18 protein-coding genes are annotated in these 18,577 nt (G+C 72.5%); 9 read left to right on the top strand and 9 right to left on the bottom strand.

Translation table 11 applies throughout. The features are described from left to right. Positions 1-29: 29 nt before the first annotated feature. From KUM03_RS27905 to KUM03_RS27895, 3 genes are all read right to left on the bottom strand, one after another. The gene (locus tag KUM03_RS27905) at positions 30-932 is read right to left on the bottom strand and encodes an alpha/beta fold hydrolase (protein WP_217252546.1); all 903 of its coding nucleotides are present in this window, start codon (positions 930-932) and stop codon (positions 30-32) included. Between the two features lie 97 nt (positions 933-1,029). Then, entirely contained in the window at positions 1,030-2,256 is a 1,227-nt protein-coding gene (locus tag KUM03_RS27900) for an MFS transporter (RefSeq protein ID WP_217252543.1), read from the bottom strand. 111 nt (positions 2,257-2,367) lie between these two features. Then, positions 2,368-3,420: an endonuclease/exonuclease/phosphatase family protein gene (locus KUM03_RS27895; RefSeq protein ID WP_217252541.1), complete on the bottom strand. Its 1,053-nt coding sequence runs from the start codon at positions 3,418-3,420 to the stop codon at positions 2,368-2,370. Positions 3,421-3,735: 315 nt separating this feature from the next. On the opposite strand from KUM03_RS27895, the gene panB reads away from it, so the two are divergent. The 3 genes from panB (at position 3,736) to KUM03_RS27880 (ending at position 6,624) form a co-directional block, all read left to right on the top strand. Continuing rightward, a complete protein-coding gene (gene panB / locus KUM03_RS27890; protein WP_217252539.1) occupies positions 3,736-4,611 on the top strand; it encodes a 3-methyl-2-oxobutanoate hydroxymethyltransferase in 876 nt (291 codons plus the stop codon). A gap of 163 nt (positions 4,612-4,774) precedes the next feature. Next, a complete protein-coding gene (locus tag KUM03_RS27885; RefSeq protein WP_217252536.1) occupies positions 4,775-5,809 on the top strand; it encodes an ATP-binding cassette domain-containing protein in 1,035 nt (344 codons plus the stop codon). Further along, positions 5,806-6,624, top strand: a complete 819-nt coding sequence (locus KUM03_RS27880; protein ID WP_217252534.1) for an ABC transporter permease — start codon at positions 5,806-5,808, stop codon at positions 6,622-6,624. The genes KUM03_RS27885 and KUM03_RS27880 overlap by 4 nt, the downstream gene beginning before the upstream one ends. 27 nt (positions 6,625-6,651) lie before the next feature. Here the strand turns inward: KUM03_RS27880 and KUM03_RS27875 are convergent, their stop codons facing one another. Beyond that, positions 6,652-10,065, bottom strand: coding sequence for a BTAD domain-containing putative transcriptional regulator (locus tag KUM03_RS27875; protein ID WP_217252532.1), 3,414 nt, complete (start codon positions 10,063-10,065; stop codon positions 6,652-6,654). Positions 10,066-10,173: 108 nt separating this feature from the next. Between KUM03_RS27875 and KUM03_RS27870 the strand changes: the two genes are divergently transcribed. Continuing rightward, the gene (locus tag KUM03_RS27870; RefSeq protein WP_217252529.1) at positions 10,174-11,574 is read left to right on the top strand and encodes a recombinase family protein; all 1,401 of its coding nucleotides are present in this window, start codon (positions 10,174-10,176) and stop codon (positions 11,572-11,574) included. Positions 11,575-11,660: 86 nt separating this feature from the next. Continuing rightward, positions 11,661-12,455 (top strand): site-2 protease family protein, encoded by a 795-nt coding sequence (locus tag KUM03_RS27865; protein ID WP_217252527.1) that lies wholly within the window; start codon positions 11,661-11,663, stop codon positions 12,453-12,455. On the opposite strand, the gene KUM03_RS27860 is transcribed toward KUM03_RS27865, so the two are convergent. Both KUM03_RS27860 and npdG read right to left on the bottom strand, forming a co-directional pair. Continuing rightward, on the bottom strand, positions 12,445-12,636 hold the full coding sequence (locus tag KUM03_RS27860) for a hypothetical protein (RefSeq protein WP_217252526.1): 192 nt from the start codon (positions 12,634-12,636) through the stop codon (positions 12,445-12,447). The two genes, KUM03_RS27865 and KUM03_RS27860, sit on opposite strands and share 11 nt — an antisense overlap. Before the next feature lie 76 nt (positions 12,637-12,712). After that, positions 12,713-13,420, bottom strand: coding sequence for an NADPH-dependent F420 reductase (gene npdG / locus KUM03_RS27855; RefSeq protein ID WP_217252525.1), 708 nt, complete (start codon positions 13,418-13,420; stop codon positions 12,713-12,715). Positions 13,421-13,583: 163 nt separating this feature from the next. Here npdG and KUM03_RS27850 point away from each other — a divergent pair, with 163 nt between their 5' ends. Beyond that, positions 13,584-14,186, top strand: coding sequence for a hypothetical protein (locus KUM03_RS27850; protein WP_217252524.1), 603 nt, complete (start codon positions 13,584-13,586; stop codon positions 14,184-14,186). Between the two features lie 62 nt (positions 14,187-14,248). Further along, positions 14,249-15,610, top strand: coding sequence for an MFS transporter (locus KUM03_RS27845; protein ID WP_217252521.1), 1,362 nt, complete (start codon positions 14,249-14,251; stop codon positions 15,608-15,610). Positions 15,611-15,613: 3 nt separating this feature from the next. On the opposite strand, the gene KUM03_RS27840 is transcribed toward KUM03_RS27845, so the two are convergent. Continuing rightward, positions 15,614-15,844: a hypothetical protein gene (locus tag KUM03_RS27840; RefSeq protein WP_217252519.1), complete on the bottom strand. Its 231-nt coding sequence runs from the start codon at positions 15,842-15,844 to the stop codon at positions 15,614-15,616. A 58-nt stretch (positions 15,845-15,902) separates the two neighbouring features. Here KUM03_RS27840 and map point away from each other — a divergent pair, with 58 nt between their 5' ends. Then, positions 15,903-16,763: a type I methionyl aminopeptidase gene (gene map, locus KUM03_RS27835; RefSeq protein ID WP_217252517.1), complete on the top strand. Its 861-nt coding sequence runs from the start codon at positions 15,903-15,905 to the stop codon at positions 16,761-16,763. 132 nt (positions 16,764-16,895) lie between these two features. Beyond that, a complete protein-coding gene (locus tag KUM03_RS27830; protein ID WP_217252515.1) occupies positions 16,896-17,543 on the top strand; it encodes a heme oxygenase (biliverdin-producing) in 648 nt (215 codons plus the stop codon). Positions 17,544-17,621: 78 nt separating this feature from the next. On the opposite strand, the gene KUM03_RS27825 is transcribed toward KUM03_RS27830, so the two are convergent. Then, the gene (locus tag KUM03_RS27825; RefSeq protein ID WP_217252513.1) at positions 17,622-17,837 is read right to left on the bottom strand and encodes a hypothetical protein; all 216 of its coding nucleotides are present in this window, start codon (positions 17,835-17,837) and stop codon (positions 17,622-17,624) included. Positions 17,838-17,927: 90 nt separating this feature from the next. Then, the gene (locus tag KUM03_RS27820) at positions 17,928-18,572 is read right to left on the bottom strand and encodes a PhzF family phenazine biosynthesis protein (RefSeq protein WP_217252511.1); all 645 of its coding nucleotides are present in this window, start codon (positions 18,570-18,572) and stop codon (positions 17,928-17,930) included. Positions 18,573-18,577: the final 5 nt, after the last annotated feature.

The following is an 18,577-nucleotide window of genomic DNA, read 5'->3' as shown; positions in this document are numbered from 1 at the left end:
CGTCGACCGTCCAGGCGAAGTGCCCACGGTCACTGAGGAGAGAAACCGGCAGGAACCGGCGGGGTGGCACGGTCCAGCAGCAAGGTGAGGACCAACTCCCCGTGGGTCCACAGCAGGGCACCCCCGATCCCCGGTACGACGTGCCGGCGGGCCCCGCGTATCCGGGTCGTGAGGAGGGCGCCCATGTCCGGGGAGTGGCTGGTGTCGTGTTCGCCGTACCAGAGGTCGACCGAGACGGTGACGGCGTCGAGCGCGAACGGCCAGCGACCCATGGCGAGGACGGTGTCGCGGGCGTATCCGGCCGCCCCGCCCTGAGCGAAGCCTTCCGACAGGGCGCGGCGGTAGGCGGCCGAGAAGCCGTCCTCGCGGTACACGGCGAGGTCACAGGCCGGGCTGCCGCCCAAGACCATGTCCCACATCGCGTCCGCGTCGAAGCCGGCGAAGAGCTCCTCGGCGCCGGACGGGTCCCGTACGGCCCGTTCGGTCAGCGCGCGCAGCTCAGCGGGGAGCGCGGCGGCGAACTCGGGGACCGCCACCTCGTCGGCGGCCGAGACGAGGGCCAGCGCAGAGGCGACGCCCGCCTCGGCGCAGGCGAGGGCGAACGGGGCGCCCTGGGAATTGCCGACCACGGCCGGGCGGTCCAGGCCCCGCAGGGCGCACAGGGCGCGCATGTCGGCGGCGAAGTCGGTGAAGGTGCGGCCGGGGGCGGGTGTCGAGGCGCCCAGGCCGGGGCGGTCGACGGAGACCAGGCGGACGCCGAGCGCCTCCACCACGCCCGCGCCGAAGCCGAGCCGGCGGCTCGTGGCAGCGCCGGGGCAGAGCAGGACCGGTACGCCGTCCGGCGGACCCCACTCGGCCCAGCCGAGCAGGCGTCCGTCCGGGAGGCGGGTCTCACCGAGGCGGGCGGGGGCGGGCACGCGGACGGCGGTCATGTGCCGCATCCTCGCGCCGCAGTGCGGGGCCGCGCACGCGGTTTTCGGTGCCGCCGTACGGCCACAGCTCAACCAGCCGCCCGCCGCGCCCCCGCCGTCACCGCCGTACCGCTTCCACCCCCTCCGGCACGTGCCCCGCGACCACCCGCTCACGCCCGACGGCCGCAGCGGCGGCGCCCCGGCGCCGGTCCACCGCCCACGCCGCGCCCGCGACCGCCAGCCCGAGCACCGCGAGCCCCGCGCCCGCCGTCGCCGGGGAGGTGACGCCGAAGCCCGCGGCCAGGGCGAGGCCGCCGATCCAGGCGCCGCCGGCGTTGGCGAGGTTGAAGGCGGCCTGGTTGGCCGAGGAGGCGAGGGAGGGAGCCGCCGACGCCTTCTCCATGACCATCAGCTGGAGGGGCGAGCCGGTGATGAAGGCGGCCATGCCGAGCAGGGCCACCGCGAGGGCCGCCGTCACCGGGGTGCGCATCAGGAGCGGGAAGAGGGCGAGGACGACGACCAGTGAGGCCAGGCCGCCGAAGAGGGTGCCTCGCAGGGAGTGGTCGGCGAGGCGGCCGCCCAGCAGGTTGCCCGCGGTGGCGCCGACGCCGAAGAGGGCGAGGAGCAGCGTGACGCTGGCCTCGGCGAAACCGGCGGCGTCCGTGAGCATCGGCGTGATGTAGCTGTACGCGGCGAAGAGCGCGCCGAAGCCCGCGACCGTCGTGCCGAGGGCCAGCCAGACGGGGACGGAGCGCAGGGCGGCCAGTTCGCCGCGCAGGCCCGTGGCGGGGGCGGGGGCGTTCTCGCGCGGGATCAGGGCGACCAGCGCCGCTATCGCCGCGACGCCGATCGCGCTGACGCCGAGGAAGGTCGCCCGCCAGCCGAGCTGCTGGCCCATGGCCGTGGCGGCGGGGACGCCGACGATGTTGGCGACGGTCAGGCCCAGGAACATCAGGGAGACGGAGCGGGCCTTGCGTTCCGGCGCGACCATGCCGGTGGCGACCACCGCGCCGACGCCGAAGAAGGCGCCGTGCGGCAGGCCGCTGACGAAGCGGGCGGCGAGGAGGGAGACCTCGCCGGGGGCGACGGCGGACAGGGCGTTGCCGGCCACGAACAGCGCCATCAGGGCGATCAGGACCGTGCGGCGGGACATCCGCGCGGTCGCCGCCGCGAGCAGCGGGGCGCCGATGACGACGCCGAGCGCGTACGCCGAGACCAGGTGGCCGGCGCTGGGGATCGAGATGTCCAGGTCGGCCGCGACGTCGGGCAGCAGGCCCATCATCACGAACTCGGTGGTACCGATGCCGAAGGCGCCCACGGCGAGGGCGAGCAGGGCCAGGGGCATGAGGGGTCTCGCCTTTCGAGAGCTTCGAGCGGAGTGCGTACGGGAAGGGGGACGTCGTTATGTTCCCGTACGGAACAAAGGCTCTCAGGGCGAGTATTCCGCCGACGAATCTCAGGAGGCGGTTGTGTCGACCTTCACACGCGCGGCGATCGGGAGGTGGTCGCTGCCGGTCGCCGGGAGGGTCCAGCTGGTCGTCGGTTCGACGCCGCTGACCAGGATCTGGTCGATGCGGGCCATCGGGAACGCCGCCGGCCAGCTGAAGCCGAAGCCGTCGCCCACCGCGCCCTGCGGGGAGCGCATCTGGGAGGTGATGGCGGTGAGGGCGCGGTCGTTCATGGTGCCGTTGAGGTCGCCGAGCAGGATCTTGCGGTCCAGCTTCTCGTCGGCAATGGCCTCGCCGAGGGCGTTCGCGCTCTTGTCCCGCTGCCGGGCGGTGAAGCCGGCCTCCAGCTTCACCCGTACGGAGGGCAGGTGGGCGACGTACACGGCGACCGGCCCGGCGGGCGTGGCGACGGTGGCGCGCATCGCGCGCTTCCAGCCGAGCTGGATGTCGACGGGCTTCACGTCGCTCAGCGGGTACTTGCTCCACAGCCCGACCGTGCCGACGACGGCGTGGTGCGGGTACTTCGCCTCCAGTGCCGCCTCGTACGTCGGCACCGCGGTCGCCTTCAGCTCCTCCAGGGCCATCACGTCCGCGCCGGCGGCGGCCACGGCGCGGGCGGTGCCGGCCGGGTCGGCGTTGTCGGCGTTGACGTTGTGCGTGGCCACGGTGAGGTCGCCGCCGGCGCCGGTCTTGTCGAAGAGGAGGCCGCCGAAGAGGTTGAGCCACACGCTGACCGGCAGCACCAGCGCGATCAGCGCCGTCGCCGACTTGCGGGCGAGCGCGATCACCAGCAGGACGGGGATCAGCAGGCCGAACCACGGCAGGAAGGTCTCGGTGAGGCTGCCGAGGTTGCCGATGGCGTTCGGGATGTGGGAGTGGGCCGCCATGACGCCCGCCAGGATCACCGCCACCGCCGCGGTGATCAGGCCCCGGCGCCAGATCCGCCGGTCGCCTCGCCACCCGGCGACCGCCCGGTCGTACAGGCGCCGAATCCGGGTCACCCGCGGCTCGGGCCCCGAGCCGCCGTCGTCCGTCTCCGTGATGTACGCCTGCTGCGCCATACCGTCGCCTCACTGCCTGCCGTGCACACCGTCGCCCCCCGTGACTCAGCACCCTAGGGGATGATCGGTTCCGTTCCTGCCGTCCCTGGACGGCCGTACGGGCACGAGGACGTACGGGGCGGCGTCCGGAGTTCCGGACGCCGCCGCCGTGGGCGGCTCTGTGACAGAACGAGCACATTCGCCCCGCCCGGCGCAGGGGGCGCTCCGGGCCCGTGGCGGGGGTCCACTAGCCGCCGGGGCGCGGTAAGTGCCACCATGGAAGGGATCCGGGGACGCCGTGAGGGCGCCTCGAGATGACATGAAGGAGCCGTTGCCATGACGCAGCTTTCGGCTGCCCAGACGCCACAGAGCCGGCCCGCCGACGGGAACAAGGCACTGTACGGGGGCAAGAGCAACCGTCGTATCACCGTCCGGGACATCGCCGCCGCCAAGGAGCGCGGCGAGAAGTGGCCCATGCTCACCGCCTACGACGCGATGACCGCGTCCGTCTTCGACGAGGCCGGCATCCCGGTCATGCTCGTCGGCGACTCCGCGGGCAACTGCCACCTCGGCTACGACACCACCGTGCCGGTCACCCTCGACGAGATGACCATGCTGTCCGCCGCGGTCGTACGGGGCACCTCGCGCGCCCTGATCGTCGGCGACCTGCCGTTCGGCTCGTACCAGGAGGGCCCGGTGCAGGCGCTGCGCTCGGCGACCCGGCTGGTGAAGGAGGCGGGCGTCGGGGCCGTGAAGCTGGAGGGCGGTGAGCGGTCGCACGAACAGATCCGGCTGCTGGTCGAGTCCGGCATCCCGGTGATGGCGCACATCGGCCTCACCCCGCAGTCCGTCAACGCCATGGGCTACCGGGTGCAGGGCCGGGGCGAGGAGGCGGCCCAGCAGCTGCTGCGCGACGCCAAGGCCGTGCAGGACGCGGGCGCCTTCGCGGTCGTCCTGGAGCTGGTGCCGGCCGAGCTGGCCGCCGAGGTGACGCGGTCGCTGCACATCCCGACGGTCGGCATCGGAGCCGGGCCCGACACGGACGCCCAGGTGCTGGTGTGGACCGACATGCTGGGGCTGACCGGCGGCCGGGTGCCGAAGTTCGTGAAGAAGTACGCCGACCTGCGCCAGGTCATCGGCGACGCGGCGAAGTCCTTCGCCGAGGACGTCGTCGGCGGAACGTTCCCGCAGGACGAACACTCCGTCCACTGAACCATCGCGGCACCACACACCGGCCCCGCCGATCTTCCCCCGTCGGCGGGGCCGGTCGCCGTCCCGGCGGTGTCGGTGGGATGTCGGTGCCGCCACCGTCCTGGCGGTGGAGTGTCGGCGGGATGTCGGTGGTTTGTCGGCAGGTGCTGACAACGTCGTCTGCATGAAGCGAATCGATGGCAACCCCCCGACCGTCGCGGGCAGCGCGGTCACCGTGCGGGGGCTGGTCAAGCACTACGGCGAGACCAAGGCACTGGACGGCGTCGACCTCGACGTGCGCGAGGGCACCGTGATGGGTGTGCTCGGGCCGAACGGGGCCGGCAAGACCACCCTCGTCCGCATCCTGTCCACCCTCATCACGCCCGACTCCGGCCAGGCGCACGTCGCCGGCTACGACGTCGTACGGCAGCCCCGGCAGCTGCGGCGGGCGATAGGGCTCACCGGGCAGTACGCGTCCGTGGACGAGAAGCTCCCCGGCTGGGAGAACCTCTACATGATCGGGCGCCTGCTCGACCTGTCCCGCAAGGACGCCCGCAGGCGGGCCGACGAGCTGCTGGAGCGGTTCTCGCTCACCGACGCCGCCAAGCGGCCCGCGTCCACCTACTCGGGCGGCATGCGGCGCCGCCTCGACCTGGCCGCCTCCATGATCGGGCACCCGGCGGTGCTGTACCTGGACGAGCCGACCACCGGACTGGACCCGCGTACCCGCAACGAGGTGTGGGACGAGGTCAAGCGCATGGTCGGCGACGGCGTCACCGTGCTGCTCACCACGCAGTACATGGAGGAGGCCGAGCAGCTCGCCTCCGAGCTGACCGTCGTGGACCGGGGCAAGGTCATCGCGAACGGCGGCATCGAGGACCTGAAGGCCAAGGTCGGCGGCCGCACCCTGCGCGTCCGCCCGGCCGACCCGCTCCAGCTGCGCCCGCTCGCCTCCTACCTGGACGAGCTGGGCATCACGGGGCTCGCCAGCTCCACCGTGGACGTGGAGCGCGGCGCCGTCCTGGTGCCGATCCTCAGCGACGAGCAGCTGACCGCGGTGGTCGGCGCGGTCAGCGCGCGCGGGATCACCGTCTCCTCCGTCACCACCGAACTGCCCAGCCTGGACGAGGTCTTCCTGTCCCTCACCGGCCACCGCGCCAGTGCCCCGCAGGACCCCGCGCCCAGCACCGAAGACGCCCGCGAGGAGGTCGCCGTATGAGCGCCGCCACCATCACCCCCACCCCGGCTCCCGACGCCCGGATCTCGCCGCGCGGGCACGTGCGGCACACCGGGGCCCTGGTCCGCCGCAACCTGCTGTGGATCCGGCAGGACCCGGAGTCGATGTTCGACGCGCTGCTGATGCCGGTCGTCTTCACCCTGCTGTTCGTGTACGTCTTCGGCGGCTCGATCGGCCAGGCCCTGGGCGGCGGCCAGGACGGCTATGTGCAGTACGTGATCCCCGGCATGATCGCGATGATGAGCATGACGCTCTCCCAGGGCGTCGGCACCGGCTTCAGCCAGGACTTCAACTCCGGTGTGATGGACCGCTTCCGGTCGCTGCCGATCGGGCGCGGCTCGGTGCTCTTCGCGAAGATCGCCGTGGAGATGCTGCGGATGCTGTTCGCGACGGCGGTGCTGATGATCGTCGCCGTCCTGGTCGGCTTCGACATCGAGAACTGGGCCGGTCTGTTCGCGGCCGTGGGCCTGTCGGCGGTGTTCGCCTCGTCGATCATGTGGGTGTTCATCACCCTGGGCGTGGTCCTGAAGAACGCCCAGTCCGTGCAGGCCATGGGCTTCCTGGTGCTGTTCCCGCTGCAGTTCGGCTCGTCGATCTTCGCGCCGACGCAGTCGATGCCGGGCTGGTTGCAGGCCTTCACCGACTACAACCCGCTGTCCACGCTCGCCGACGCGGCGCGCGGTCTGATGGTGGGCGGTCCGGTCGCGCACGACCTGTGGATCACGCTGGGCTGGTCGGTGGCGATCACGGCGGTGATGGCGCCGGTCGCGATCCACAAGTTCCGTACGAAGACGTGAGCCGTCCGCAGTGACGTGGTGTCCGGGTCAGACGAGGGCGACGGCCTCCCGCGGGGAGAGGGCGGCACCCTCCGCGTACGCGGCCTCGTACGCCTCGGCGTCGAGCACCTCGCGCACCCGCGCGGTGGCCCGGACGCGCGCGTCCCGCTCCAGGCCCATCGAGACGTGCTCCGGCGGCAGCATCGCCTCGGCGGCGCCGATGCAGCGGGCGGCATCGGCGGCCCGGCGCCCGCCGTCCGCGCGGGCCAGCGCCATCGCGGCGATGGTCAGGTATCCGGAGCGCATGTGCGGGGCGATGGCCGCCGACAGCGGGTCCTCGGCCCGCTCCAGCGCCTTGCGGACCTTGTCCAGGCACTCCTCGTGCCGGTCCTCCAGCGTGGCGATCCACGCCTCGGCCGCGAGGATGAAGGCGTCGAAGACGATGAAGTGGGAGATGGCGAAGTCCTCGCGCAGCAGCCGCAGCTGCACCCGGGCCTCGGCGGTGCGGCCGGTCATGCCGAGCCAGCCGGCGAGGAAGAGCCGGGCGGCCGGCATGGCGCCGCTGTGCCCGGCCCTGTCGGTGCGGTCGATCACGGCGTACAGGATGCGCTCGCCCTCCTCCCCGTCGCCCGCCTCCAGCAGCACGCTGCCGAGGCGGGCCTGAAGGACGTCCACCTGGGCGTGCGCGCCGAGCCGTTCGGCGTGCCGCGCGGCCGCCCGGTAGTCGGCGGCGGCGAGCCGGAACTCGCCCTTGCGCTCCCGGGCCTCGGCGCGGGCGGAGAGCGCCTCGGCGGTGCCCCAGGCGTCGCCGAGGCGGCGGTAGATCTCCAGCGCCTCGTCGGCGTCGGCGGCCGCGTCGCCCGCCCACTCCGTGCGGTTGGCGAGGAAGTTGGCGCGCATCTGGAGGCTGCCGGCCAGCGCCCAGTCGTATCCCGGTGTCTCGCGGCAGGTGCGCACGGCGGCGTCCATGATCACGCGCAGGCGCTCCATGTCGCCGGAGAGCATCACGGCGAAGAACCAGAGCAGGCCGGGCGGGGTGCAGGTCTGGGGCATGCCGGGTTCGTACGTCTCGGAGATGACGCGCAGTTTCCGTCTGGCCGCCGGGTTCTGCCAGGCGTCCAGCTCGGTGTCCATGCAGGCGAGGTGGGCGAGGTGGACGCCGCGCCGGGCCTCGGCGAGGACTTCGCCGGTCATCGGGGGCGGGGCGGCCGTGCACCGCTCCCACACCGGCTCGGCGGGGCGGACCGGCTCGGCGAACGGGTCCGGGCCGAGGGTCATGATCTCGCTGAACCAGTTCCGGGCCTCGACCCGCAGGTCGCGCATCTGCCAGTACCAGACCAGCGACAGGGCCAGGCTCAGCGCCTCCTGCTCGTCGCGCTCGGCGATGGCGTGGCGCAGGGCGGTACGCAGGTTCTCGTACTCGCGCTCCAGCCGCTCGATGGCGGTGAGCTGCTCGGGGCCGCGCAGCAACGGGTCGGTGGTGCGGGCGAGTTCGCGGTAGTACGTCAGGTGCGCGCGCTCGGCGGCGGCCCGGCCGCCGGTCTCGTCGAGGCGTTCGGCGGCGTATTCGGCGACGGTCTCCAGGAGCCGGTAGCGCATGCCGTCGCTCCCGGACGGCGCGGCCACGACCAGGGACTTGTCGACGAGGGAGCCCAGCGCCTGGAGGGCGGCGGGCCCGCAGACGGCCTCGGCGGCGGCCAGGTCGCAGCCGCCCGCGAAGACGGACAGGCGGCGCAGCACGTCCCGCTCCTCCTCGTCCAGCAGCTCCCAGGACCAGTCGACGACGGCGCGCAGGGTCTGCTGGCGGGGCAGGACGGTGCGGCTGCCGGAGGTGAGCAGGCGGAAGCGGTCGTCGAGGCGGTCGGCGATCTGGCGGGGGGTCAGCATCCGCAGCCGGGCGGCGGCCAGTTCGATGGCGAGCGGCAGGCCGTCGAGGCGGCGGCAGATCTCGGCGCAGGCGTGCGCGGTCTCCTCGTCGGCGTCGGGGCGGAAACCGGGGCGGGCGGCGGCTCCCCGGTCGGCGAGCAGGCGCAACGCGGCCGGTTCGGGCAGCGGCTCCACCGGCCGCAGCAGCTCCCCGGGTACGCCGAGGGGTTCACGGCTGGTGGCGAGGACGGTCAGGTTCGGGCAGCGGGAGAGCAGGTCCTCGGCGAGGCGGGCGGCGGCGTCGACGACGTGCTCGCAGTTGTCGAGGACGATCAGCATGCGGCGCCGGCCGCAGTGCTCGACGAGGCGCTCGACGGCGGTGGCCTGCCGGTCGGTGGCGGCGACGGCCCGCATCTCCTCGGCGCCGGCGCCGTACAGCACGGTCTCGCGGGCGCCGAGCGCGGTCAGCACGGCCTCCGGTACGGCGCCGGGGTCGTCGACGGGGGCGAGCTCGGCCAGCCAGGCGCCGTCCCGCGCCGGTTCCCCGACCCCCTCGGCGGCCTCCTGCGACAGCCGGGTCTTGCCGGCACCGCCTGGTCCGAGGAGGGTGACCAGCCGCGTGGCCGCCAGGTCGGCACGCAGGACGTCCAGGTCGGCGTCCCGGCCGACGAAGGAGGTGAGCCGGGCGCGGAGGTTGCCGCGGGGGCGGGGGGCGGCCGGAGCGACCGGGGCGTCACGGCCCTCGGTCGCGGTGAGTGCGTCGGGCGCGGCAGACGTGGCGGTCGCCCCGGGCGTCGCGGGCGTCGCGGGCGTCCTAGGCGTCGCGGTTGTCGCGGGACACGCGGTCGTCTCGGGGGGCACTGGCGTCGCTGGATTGAGCAGTTCCCTGTGCAGGGCCCGAAGTTCGCGCCCTGGATCGGTGCCGAGTCGGTCCGCGAGGAGTCGGCGTACGGCCTCGTAGGCGGCCAGCGCCTCGGCGGTGCGGCCGGTGTCGCGCAGGGCGCGCAGCCGCAGGGCCTGGAGGGGCTCGTCCAGGGGGTGGCCGTCGCACAGCGCGGTCAGCTCGGGCAGGGAGTGCTCGGCCCGCCCGAGGACCAGGGCGGCGGCGTGGCGGGCGCGCAGGGCGTCCAGGTGCCGCACCTCCCAACGAGCCGCCTCGGCGGTGCGGTCGGGCAGGTCGGCGAGGGCGGGGCCGCGCCACAGGGAGAGGGCGTCGTCGAGCACGACGGCCGCCTTGGCGGGGTCGCCGTCGGCCAGGGCGCGGGTACCCTCGCCGGCCAGCCGGTCGAAGCGGTGCAGGTCGACGTCATCGGGGGCCGCGGCGAGCCGGTAGCCGCCGTCGGCCGAAGCCACCGCGTCCGCACTGAGCGCCCGGCGCAGCCGTCCGACCAGCGCCTGCAGCGCACCCGGCGCGTCGGCGGGCGGGTCGCCCGCCCACACCTCCTCCACCAGCAGCCCCGCGGGCACGACGCGGCCGGGCCTGAGCGCGAGGACGGTCAGCAGCGCGCGCAGCCGCGCCCCGCCGAGCGGGACGGCCGTGCCGTCGGGACGGAGTACCTGTGTGGTGCCGAGAATGCGATAGCGCACGGGGTCCATTCTCGCCCGCCCTCCGAACCAGGAGAGAGCGTCCTTGCCATCAGAGTGGATCGAGTAAGGTTTACGCAACCCTCAGCTCTTTAGGTACACACACGCTAACGTGACTCCATGGCACGATCCCCCCGGGCACTCATCGCCGTCCGATTGACCGTCCAGACCGATTCGACGGCCAGCCCCGAACGGCAGCTTGAAGAATGCAGGTCGTTCTGCGAATCGCATGGCTGGGAGGTCGTAGGTATCGCTCAAGACCTCTCCGTGTCCGCCAGCGCGGTACCACCATGGAAACGTCCGGAACTGTCCCGGTGGCTCGATCGCGCCCCAGAGTTCGACGTCATCGTCTTCTGGCGACTCGATCGGTTCGTCCGCCGGGTCGGCGACCTGCACCGGATGATCGAGTGGACCGTGAGTCATGGCGGCAAAGGGCTGGTTTCCGCCACCGAACCCTTCGACCTCACGAGTTCGGCCGGACAGGAGGCAGCCACCATGATCGCCACATTTGCGCAGATGGAAGCCCAGGCCGCCGCCGAACGGGTCGCATCGTCTCGTGCCCACCTGCTCACGTCGACACGATGGGGCGGCAGTTCGCCTCCGTTCGGTTATCGCACCTACCCGAAGGACGGCGCACGGTACCTGGAGGTCAACCCCCAGACAGCGAACATCGTCCGGGAAGCAGCCCGACGGGTCATCAACGGCGAGCCGGTCAATGCCATCTGCCGGGACTTCGAGGAACGTGGGCTCCCCTCCCCGGCAGACACGTACCAACGGAACAAGTCCGGCAAGGACTTCGTCTGGTATCCCCGCACGCTGAAGGGAATCCTCACCTCTCCCACCCTCCTCGGCTGGAAGACACGTAGTGAGGACGTCCCCGGGAAGAAGTACAAAAGGCGTGTCCTGGTCCGTGACCGGGACGGGTGTCCCGTCCGCGTAGCCGAAGCGGTGCTGGACCAGGACGTCTTCGACTGCCTTCAGGACGCTCTGGCACGCTCCGCCTCGCCGGTCACCCGCCGCTCCACTGCACCCAGGACTCCACTCCTCAATGTGATCAAGTGCGGGGGGTGCGGCAAGAACCTCCAACTGCACACTTCCCGGAAACGACGTAAGGATGGAACCTTCCGGGTCACCGAGAAGATCCGCTGCCTTTCACGCGTCGGCTCCCCGGCGTGTCCGGGCTACGTGTTCGCGCCCATGGAGGAGATCGTCATCCCCATCCGGCACATGCTGGTCGAGGCAGTCGGAGATGTGCCGGTCACTCGCCGCGTGTACGTCCGATGTGCTGGGACGTGGGATGAATCGACGCATCCGTCACCCGACGTCGATCAGGACCACTGGCGGTTTGTGCCACTCGGTACCACCTTCGCCGAGCGGTGGCAGGACATGACCGTCACGGAACTCGGTGAGGACCTGTCGCAGGCCGGCGTCACGGTCAGATGCCACCCGCAGGAAGGCGGTGGCCATGCTCTGGAGATCCCCGACGATTTCCGGGAGCGTCTTGCGAAGTCAGTGGGGTAGACGCCTCCACTCGACGGTGTCCTCGTGATCCCCATCACGACCGAAGTTCCCAACAGTTCGGCCGCTACGTCCCAGGAGCCTCACTCATGACAACCGCCTCTCGAACGAGCGAACAGCGGATCAGTCCTGTCTTCCTTGGGATTGTCGCCGTCACAGCAGTCACCGGCTGGGCGCTGTGGACTGGCTTCGCGTCGGCTCCAGGCCTTGCCGTCTTCCTCTTCGTCACCTCGGCCTGGGTGGTCTCCCTCTGCCTGCACGAGTACGCGCACGCCCGCACCGCGCTGCACTCGGGAGACATCACCGTAGTGGCCAAGGGTTACCTGCGCCTCAATCCCCTCGCTTATACACATGCCCTGCTGAGCATCGTGCTGCCGGTGCTGTTCGTGATCATGGGCGGGATCGGTCTGCCGGGCGGTGCGGTCTTCATCGAGCGCGGGCGCATCCGGGGACGTTGGCGGCACAGTCTGATCTCGGCCGCGGGCCCGCTGACCAACGTGCTGTTCGCCGTCGTGTGCACGGCGCCGTTCTGGCTGGACGCGCTGGACGGCGTGCCGCGCGACTTCCGGATCGCGCTGGCCTTCCTGGCGCTGCTCCAGGTCACGGCGGCGATCCTGAACTTCCTGCCGGTGCCCGGTCTGGACGGCTACGGGGTGATCGAGCCGTGGCTGTCGTACAACGTGCGGCGGCAGGTGGAGCCGCTGGCGCCGTTCGGGCTGCTGATCGTGTTCGCGCTGCTGTGGATCCCGGCGGTCAACGGCGTGTTCTTCGACGCGATCGACGCGATCCTGCGGTCCCTCGGGATCGGCGAGATCGACACCTACTGCGGCTTCGAGCTGTACCGCTTCTGGCAGACGGACGAGCTGTGCACGGTCAGCCCGTGACGGAGGTGGCGCGCCGGGTGTCCCGGCCGCGCTTCACGTAGTACCAGCACATGTTGGACGACACGCCGGACAGCAGCACCCACACGACGCCGATGACGACGCTGCCCTGCACGAAGGAGACGACGGCGGCGGCCACCGCGAGGACGCAGACGACCAGGGCGTAGAGGGCGAGGCGGGGCATGGGGCGGGCTCCTGTCGGGGGACACGTGCGGGTACTGCGCCGGCGCGGCCGGCTCCCACCAGTGTCCCCCATCGCCTCACACGTCGGTGACGCGGAGCCCGGCGTGTGCCTTGTAGCGACGGTTGACGGAGATCAGGTTGGCGACCAGCGACTCGACCTGGTGGGCATTGCGCAGCCGCCCGGCGAAGACGCCGCGCATGCCGGGGATGCGCCCGGCGAGGGCCTGCACGATCTCCACATCCGCCCGCTCCTCGCCGAGCACCATCACGTCGGTGTCGATCTCGTCGATGGCGGGGTCCTGGAGGAGGACCGCCGACAGGTGGTGGAAGGCGGCGGTGACCCGGCTGTCCGGCAGCAGCGCGGCGGCCTGCTCGGCGGCGCTGCCCTCCTCGGGCTTGAGCGCGTAGGCGCCCTTCTTGTCGAAGCCGAGCGGGTTGACGCAGTCGACGACGAGCTTGCCGGCCAGTTCCGCGCGCAGGGACTCGAGTGTCTTCCCGTGGCCGTCCCACGGCACGGCGACGATCACGACGTCGCTGCGACGGGCGGTCTCGGCGTTGTCGGCGCCCTCGACGCCGTGCCCGATCTCCTCGGCGGCGGCCTCGGCACGCTCGGCGGCGCGCGAGCCGACGATCACCTTCTGGCCGGCCTTGGCGAGGCGGTAGGCGAGGCCCTTGCCCTGGGGGCCGGTGCCACCGAGCACGCCGACGACCAGCCCGGAGACGTCGGGCAGGTCCCAGGGGTCCTTGGCGGGGGCCTTCTGTGCAGCACTGTCGGTAGAGGTCATGGGCCGACCCTACGTCCGCCCCGGCCGCCGGGCGGGGCGAGGTCCCACCCAGCGCCGGACACCACCGGACCGGTCTCCCGGGCCGTTCCGCCCGTCCCCGGGTCGGGCGAATCCGGGGCGAACGGCGGGCCGCGTGGGTCGGGTTGCGGCAGGATGCGGGCGCATGGACGCCGTACGGGTCGCGCTGTTGCGGGAAGTGCTCGCCGGGACCGAGTGGCTGGGGGCCACCCGGAGGTTCGCGGGGGCGCTCAGGGGGTCGGTGGTGCCGCACGGGGGCGGGCTGCTGCTGGTGGGGACGGCCGGGTACGAGCCCTGGCACCTGGCGGCGCACCTGGTGGACGAGGCCGCCTGGTCGGGGACGCCGGAGCTGGCCCCCACCCTCGTACGGCACGACGCGCGCCCCTCGGACCCGGCACACCTGGCCGTCGGTCTCGGCCGGCTGGCGGCGGCCCGGCGTGGGGAGACGCTGCTCGTGGTGACGCCCGACGACCCCGGCGCCCCGCTCCTGGAACGGGTGCACGACGCCCGCCGGGCCGGCGCCACGGTGCTGGCGCTGGGCGGCGGCGAGCGGGAGCTGACGGCCATGGCGCACGAGACGCTGACCGTGCCGGACGGCGCCGAGCTGGACCTGGACACGGTGCAGCACCTGGTCAGCGCGGCGGCCGGTGAGAACGCGGTACCGCCCCCGCGCGGCCCCCGCCGCTTCCGCGACCGCCTGTCCCGCCTGGCCGACCACCTGACGGCCCCGCCCCCGTCGCGCTGGTGACGGAGGCTGGCACCCGGAAAACCGGTTGCCCACGCCCGTGCACCGGCCGACGATGACCCCTCGTGACCGACGACACCCCCGCACCCGCTGCCGGGCCCACCGGCCTGCGCGCCCTGCTGCCCGACCTCTCCCCCTGGCGGGCCTCGCGGGACTTCCGGCGGCTGTGGGTCTCGGGACTGATCACGAACTTCGGGAGTTTCCTGACGCTGGTCGCGCTGCCCGTTCAGATCAAGGAGCTGACGGGGTCGGCGGCGGCCGTGGGCGCGATCGGCGCCGTGGAGCTTGTGCCGCTGGTGGTGTTCGGGCTGTACGGCGGTGCGCTGGCCGACGCCCTGGACAAGCGGAAGCTGATCGTGTGGACGGAGGCGGGTCAGGGCCTGCTGTCCGCGGCGCTGCTGGTCAACGCGCTGCTGCCGAGCCCGGCCGTGTGGCCGCTGTACGTGATCGCCGCGTTCACCTCGGCGCTCGCGGCCGTCCAGCGCCCGGCCCTGGACGCGCTGATCCCGCGCATCGTGGCCCACGAGCACCTGCCGGCCGCCGCCTCGCTGAACGCGCTGCGCTGGCAGGTGGGCGGCATCGCCGGCCCGGCGCTGGCCGGCGTGGTGGTGGCGTACGCGGGGCTGGGCTGGGCGTACGCGGTCGACCTGCTCACCTTCCTCCTCTCCCTCGTCCTGGTGACCGGCCTCGCCGCCTCCCCCGCCTCGCACGAGGCACGCAGGCCGTCGTGGGCGGCGATCGCGGAGGGCGCCCGGTACGCGTGGCACCGCAAGGAACTGCTGGGCACGTACGCGGTCGACCTGGCCGCGATGTTCCTGGCGATGCCGCTCGCCCTGCTGCCGTTCCTGGCGGACGAGCTGGACGCCGAGTGGTCACTCGGGCTGATGTACGCCGCGATTCCGGCGGGGTCGCTGCTGGTGAGCGTGAGCAGCGGCTGGACGTCCCGGGTGCACCGGCACGGGCGGATGGTGGTGCTGGCGGCGGTCGGGTGGGGCCTCGCGATCGCCGCCGCGGGCATCGCGGGGAACGTGTGGCTGGTGCTGCTGTGCTTCGTCCTCGCCGGTGCCTGCGACATGGTGAGCGGCATCTTCCGCGGCGCGATGTGGAACCAGACCATCCCGGACGAGCTGCGCGGGCGCCTCGCCGGCATCGAGCTGCTGTCGTACTCGGTGGGCCCGCAGCTCGGCCAGGTCCGGGCGGGCGGCACGGCGGCGCTCACGGGGGTGCGGGCGTCGGTGTGGTCGGGCGGGCTGCTGTGCGCGGGCGCGGTGGCGCTGCTGGCGCTGTGCCTGCCGACGATGATGCGGTACGACGTGCGGACGAACGAGCACGCGGTGCGGCTGCGCAAGGAGCGCGCAGCCGCCGCCGGGACCGGCACCGGGACCGAGACCGGGACCGGGTCTGCGGCCGTGGCCGTGGAGGGCTGACCGTCAGTCCTCGTCCGCCCGTCCGGCCGGGGCGTCGTGCCACTTCGGGTCGTTCTCCCACTCGAGGTTGCGCTCGCGGGCCGTCCGCATCGCGTGCTCGGCCTCGGTGCGGGAGGCGTACGGTCCGAAGCGGTCCTTTCCCGGGCAGTCCGGGCCCTCCTCGACCTTCTGGTGCTCCAGGCAGTAGTACCACTCGCCCGGTTTTCCGACCGTGCGCTTCTTGAACAGGGCCATGACCGGCTCCTTTCGCCAGGGACATGGTCTCGTATGCCCGCTGGTTAGACTCGCTGTCATGTCTTCTGGCCAGTCGCTGCTCGTACCTGGGGAGCTCTCTCCCACCCGTTCCGTGCCCGGAAACATCCGGCGGCCCGAGTATGTCGGCAAGCCCGCGCCGACGCCGTACACCGGCCCGGAGGTGCAGACGCCCGAGACGATCGAGGCGATGCGCCTGGCCGGGCGGATCGCGGCGCGGGCCATGGAGGAGGCCGCGAAGCTCATCGCGCCCGGCGTGACGACGGACGAGCTGGACCGGGTGGCGCACGCGTACATGTGCGACCACGGCGCCTACCCGTCGACGCTCGGCTACCGCGGTTTCCCCAAGTCGCTGTGCAGCTCGGTCAACGAGGTCATCTGCCACGGCATCCCGGACTCGACGGTGCTGCGCGACGGCGACATCGTGAACCTGGACGTGACGGCGTACATCGGCGGCGTGCACGGCGACAACAACGCGACGTACCTGGTCGGCGACGTGGACGAGGAGAGCCGGCTGCTGGTCGAGCGGACCCGGGAGTCGCTGGCCCGCGCGATCAAGGCGGTCAGGCCGGGCCGGCAGATCAACATCATCGGCCGGGTCATCGAGTCGTACGCGAAGCGGTTCGGGTACGGGGTGGTGCGGGACTTCACCGGGCACGGGATCAACTCGTCGTTCCACTCCGGGCTCATCGTCCCGCACTACGACAGCCCGCACGCGACCACCGTCATCCAGCCCGGGATGACCTTTACGATCGAGCCGATGCTGACGCTCGGGACGCACGAGTACGACATGTGGGACGACGGCTGGACGGTCGTGACGAAGGACCGCAAGCGGACGGCGCAGTTCGAGCACACGCTGGTGGTGACCGACTCCGGGGCCGAGATCCTGACCCTTCCGTAGCCTCGGCACACCCCGAAACGGCCCGCTCTCCCCGGAGGGCGGGCCGTTTCGCGTCCGAGTGGGTACGCTTTTACCGACAGGCCGTCGGCAAGCTATTGACTTAGGTAAGCCTAACCATAGAAAATCATGCTCATGGACTCCTTCTCGACGCTCATCCGCACCGCCTCCCACGAGCAGCACGTGGAGGCGGAGACCTCGACGTTCATGAGCGACCTGCTGGGCGGGCGGCTCGGCGTCGACGCCTACGCGCGCTACACCGAGCAGCTGTGGTTCGTCTACGAGGCCCTGGAGGCCGGCGCCGACCGGCTGGCGTCGGACCCGGTCGCCGGGCCGTTCGTCCGGCCGGAGCTGATGCGGCTGGCGTCGCTGGAGCGGGACCTGGCGCACCTGCGGGGCCCGGACTGGCGCGCGGGGCTGACCGCCCTGCCCGCGACCGAGGAGTACGCGGCCCGGGTGCGCGAGTGCGCCGAGAGCTGGCCGGCGGGGTACGTCGCCCACCACTACACCCGCTACCTCGGCGACCTGTCCGGCGGCCAGATCATCCGCGACAAGGCGGAGCGGACGTGGGGCTTCGCCAGGAAGGGCGACGGGGTCCGGTTCTACGTCTTCGAGGAGATCACCAACCCGGCCGCCTTCAAGCGCGAGTACCGGGAGCTGCTGGACGGCATCCACGCGGACGACCTGGACAAGCAGCGGGTCGTCGCCGAGTGCAAGCGGGCCTTCGCGCTGAACACGGGGGTCTTCCGGGCGCTGGGCGAGGAGTTCCCGCTGTCCGCGTGAGCGACCCGGACACGGACACGGCCGGTCCCCCTCGGCCGCCTGGGCCGAGGGGGACCGGGTGCGAACGGCCCGACCGACTCAGTTGTCGATGTCGTAGTCGTCGCTGCGGCAGTTAATGCCGCCGTAGGTCACGTCGCTACCGGTGATCTCCGTGGAGACGCTGCCGAAGTACGGGCTGCAGGTGGCGTCCTCGTCACCGTGCAGGGAGCCGTCGAAGGCGGTGGCCGTCGCGGCACCGCCGGCGGTCATGGCGGCGGTCAGCAGGACGGTGGCGAGGGCGGAGCGGATGCGCATGGATTTCCTCTCGCGTGAGGGAACGGTCAGGCGAGAGTTAACCCCTCGTGCCCGCGCGCACACGCTGTTCCACCCGTACGGCGGCGCCCGTCACCGCTCCAGGCGCACCCGTCCGCCGATCTCCACCCATCCCTCGGGCTGCGGCGCGGTCAGGATCTGCGAACCGGTCCCCTGGGTGATGTTCAGGGCCCGGCCCAGCCGCTCGGTCAGCAGCAGCGCCGCCGCACCGGTCGCCTCGTCCTCGTCGATGCCGTCGTCGCGGCCCGGGAAGGCACGGGCGCGTACCCGCCCCGCCGGCTCGTCCTCCCAGGCCCAGGCGTAGACCCACTCCCCCGGCGGCGGCACCGCCAGGTCGTCGACCTCGGCGGCGGAGGCGTACTGGCGCAGGGTGCGCGGCGGGGCCCACTCGGGGCGGGCCTCGATCCAGCTGAACTCGCCGTCCAGCCGGGCGCCCACCACCCCGGCCGGGGTGACGAGTTCGGGTACGTCGAGCAGCCAGGCCGTGCCGACGCAGGGGTGTCCGGCGAACGGCAGCCGCAGGGTGGGTGTGTAGATGTCGACGACGCCGCGCTCGGGGTCGTCGACGAACACGGTCTCGCTGAAGCCGAGTTTCGCGGCGAGTTCCTGCCGTCCGGCGGGGTCGGGCAGCACGGAACCGTCCCGGACCACGCCGAGCTCGTTGCCGTATCCGCCGTTCGGCGCGCAGAAGACGCGCAGTACGTCGTAGTCGGTCACCGGAT

It is taken from the genome of Streptomyces sp. AC602_WCS936, assembly GCF_019049125.1.
Taxonomy (GTDB): domain Bacteria; phylum Actinomycetota; class Actinomycetes; order Streptomycetales; family Streptomycetaceae; genus Streptomyces.
This window is presented reverse-complemented; position numbering and strand designations above follow the sequence as displayed.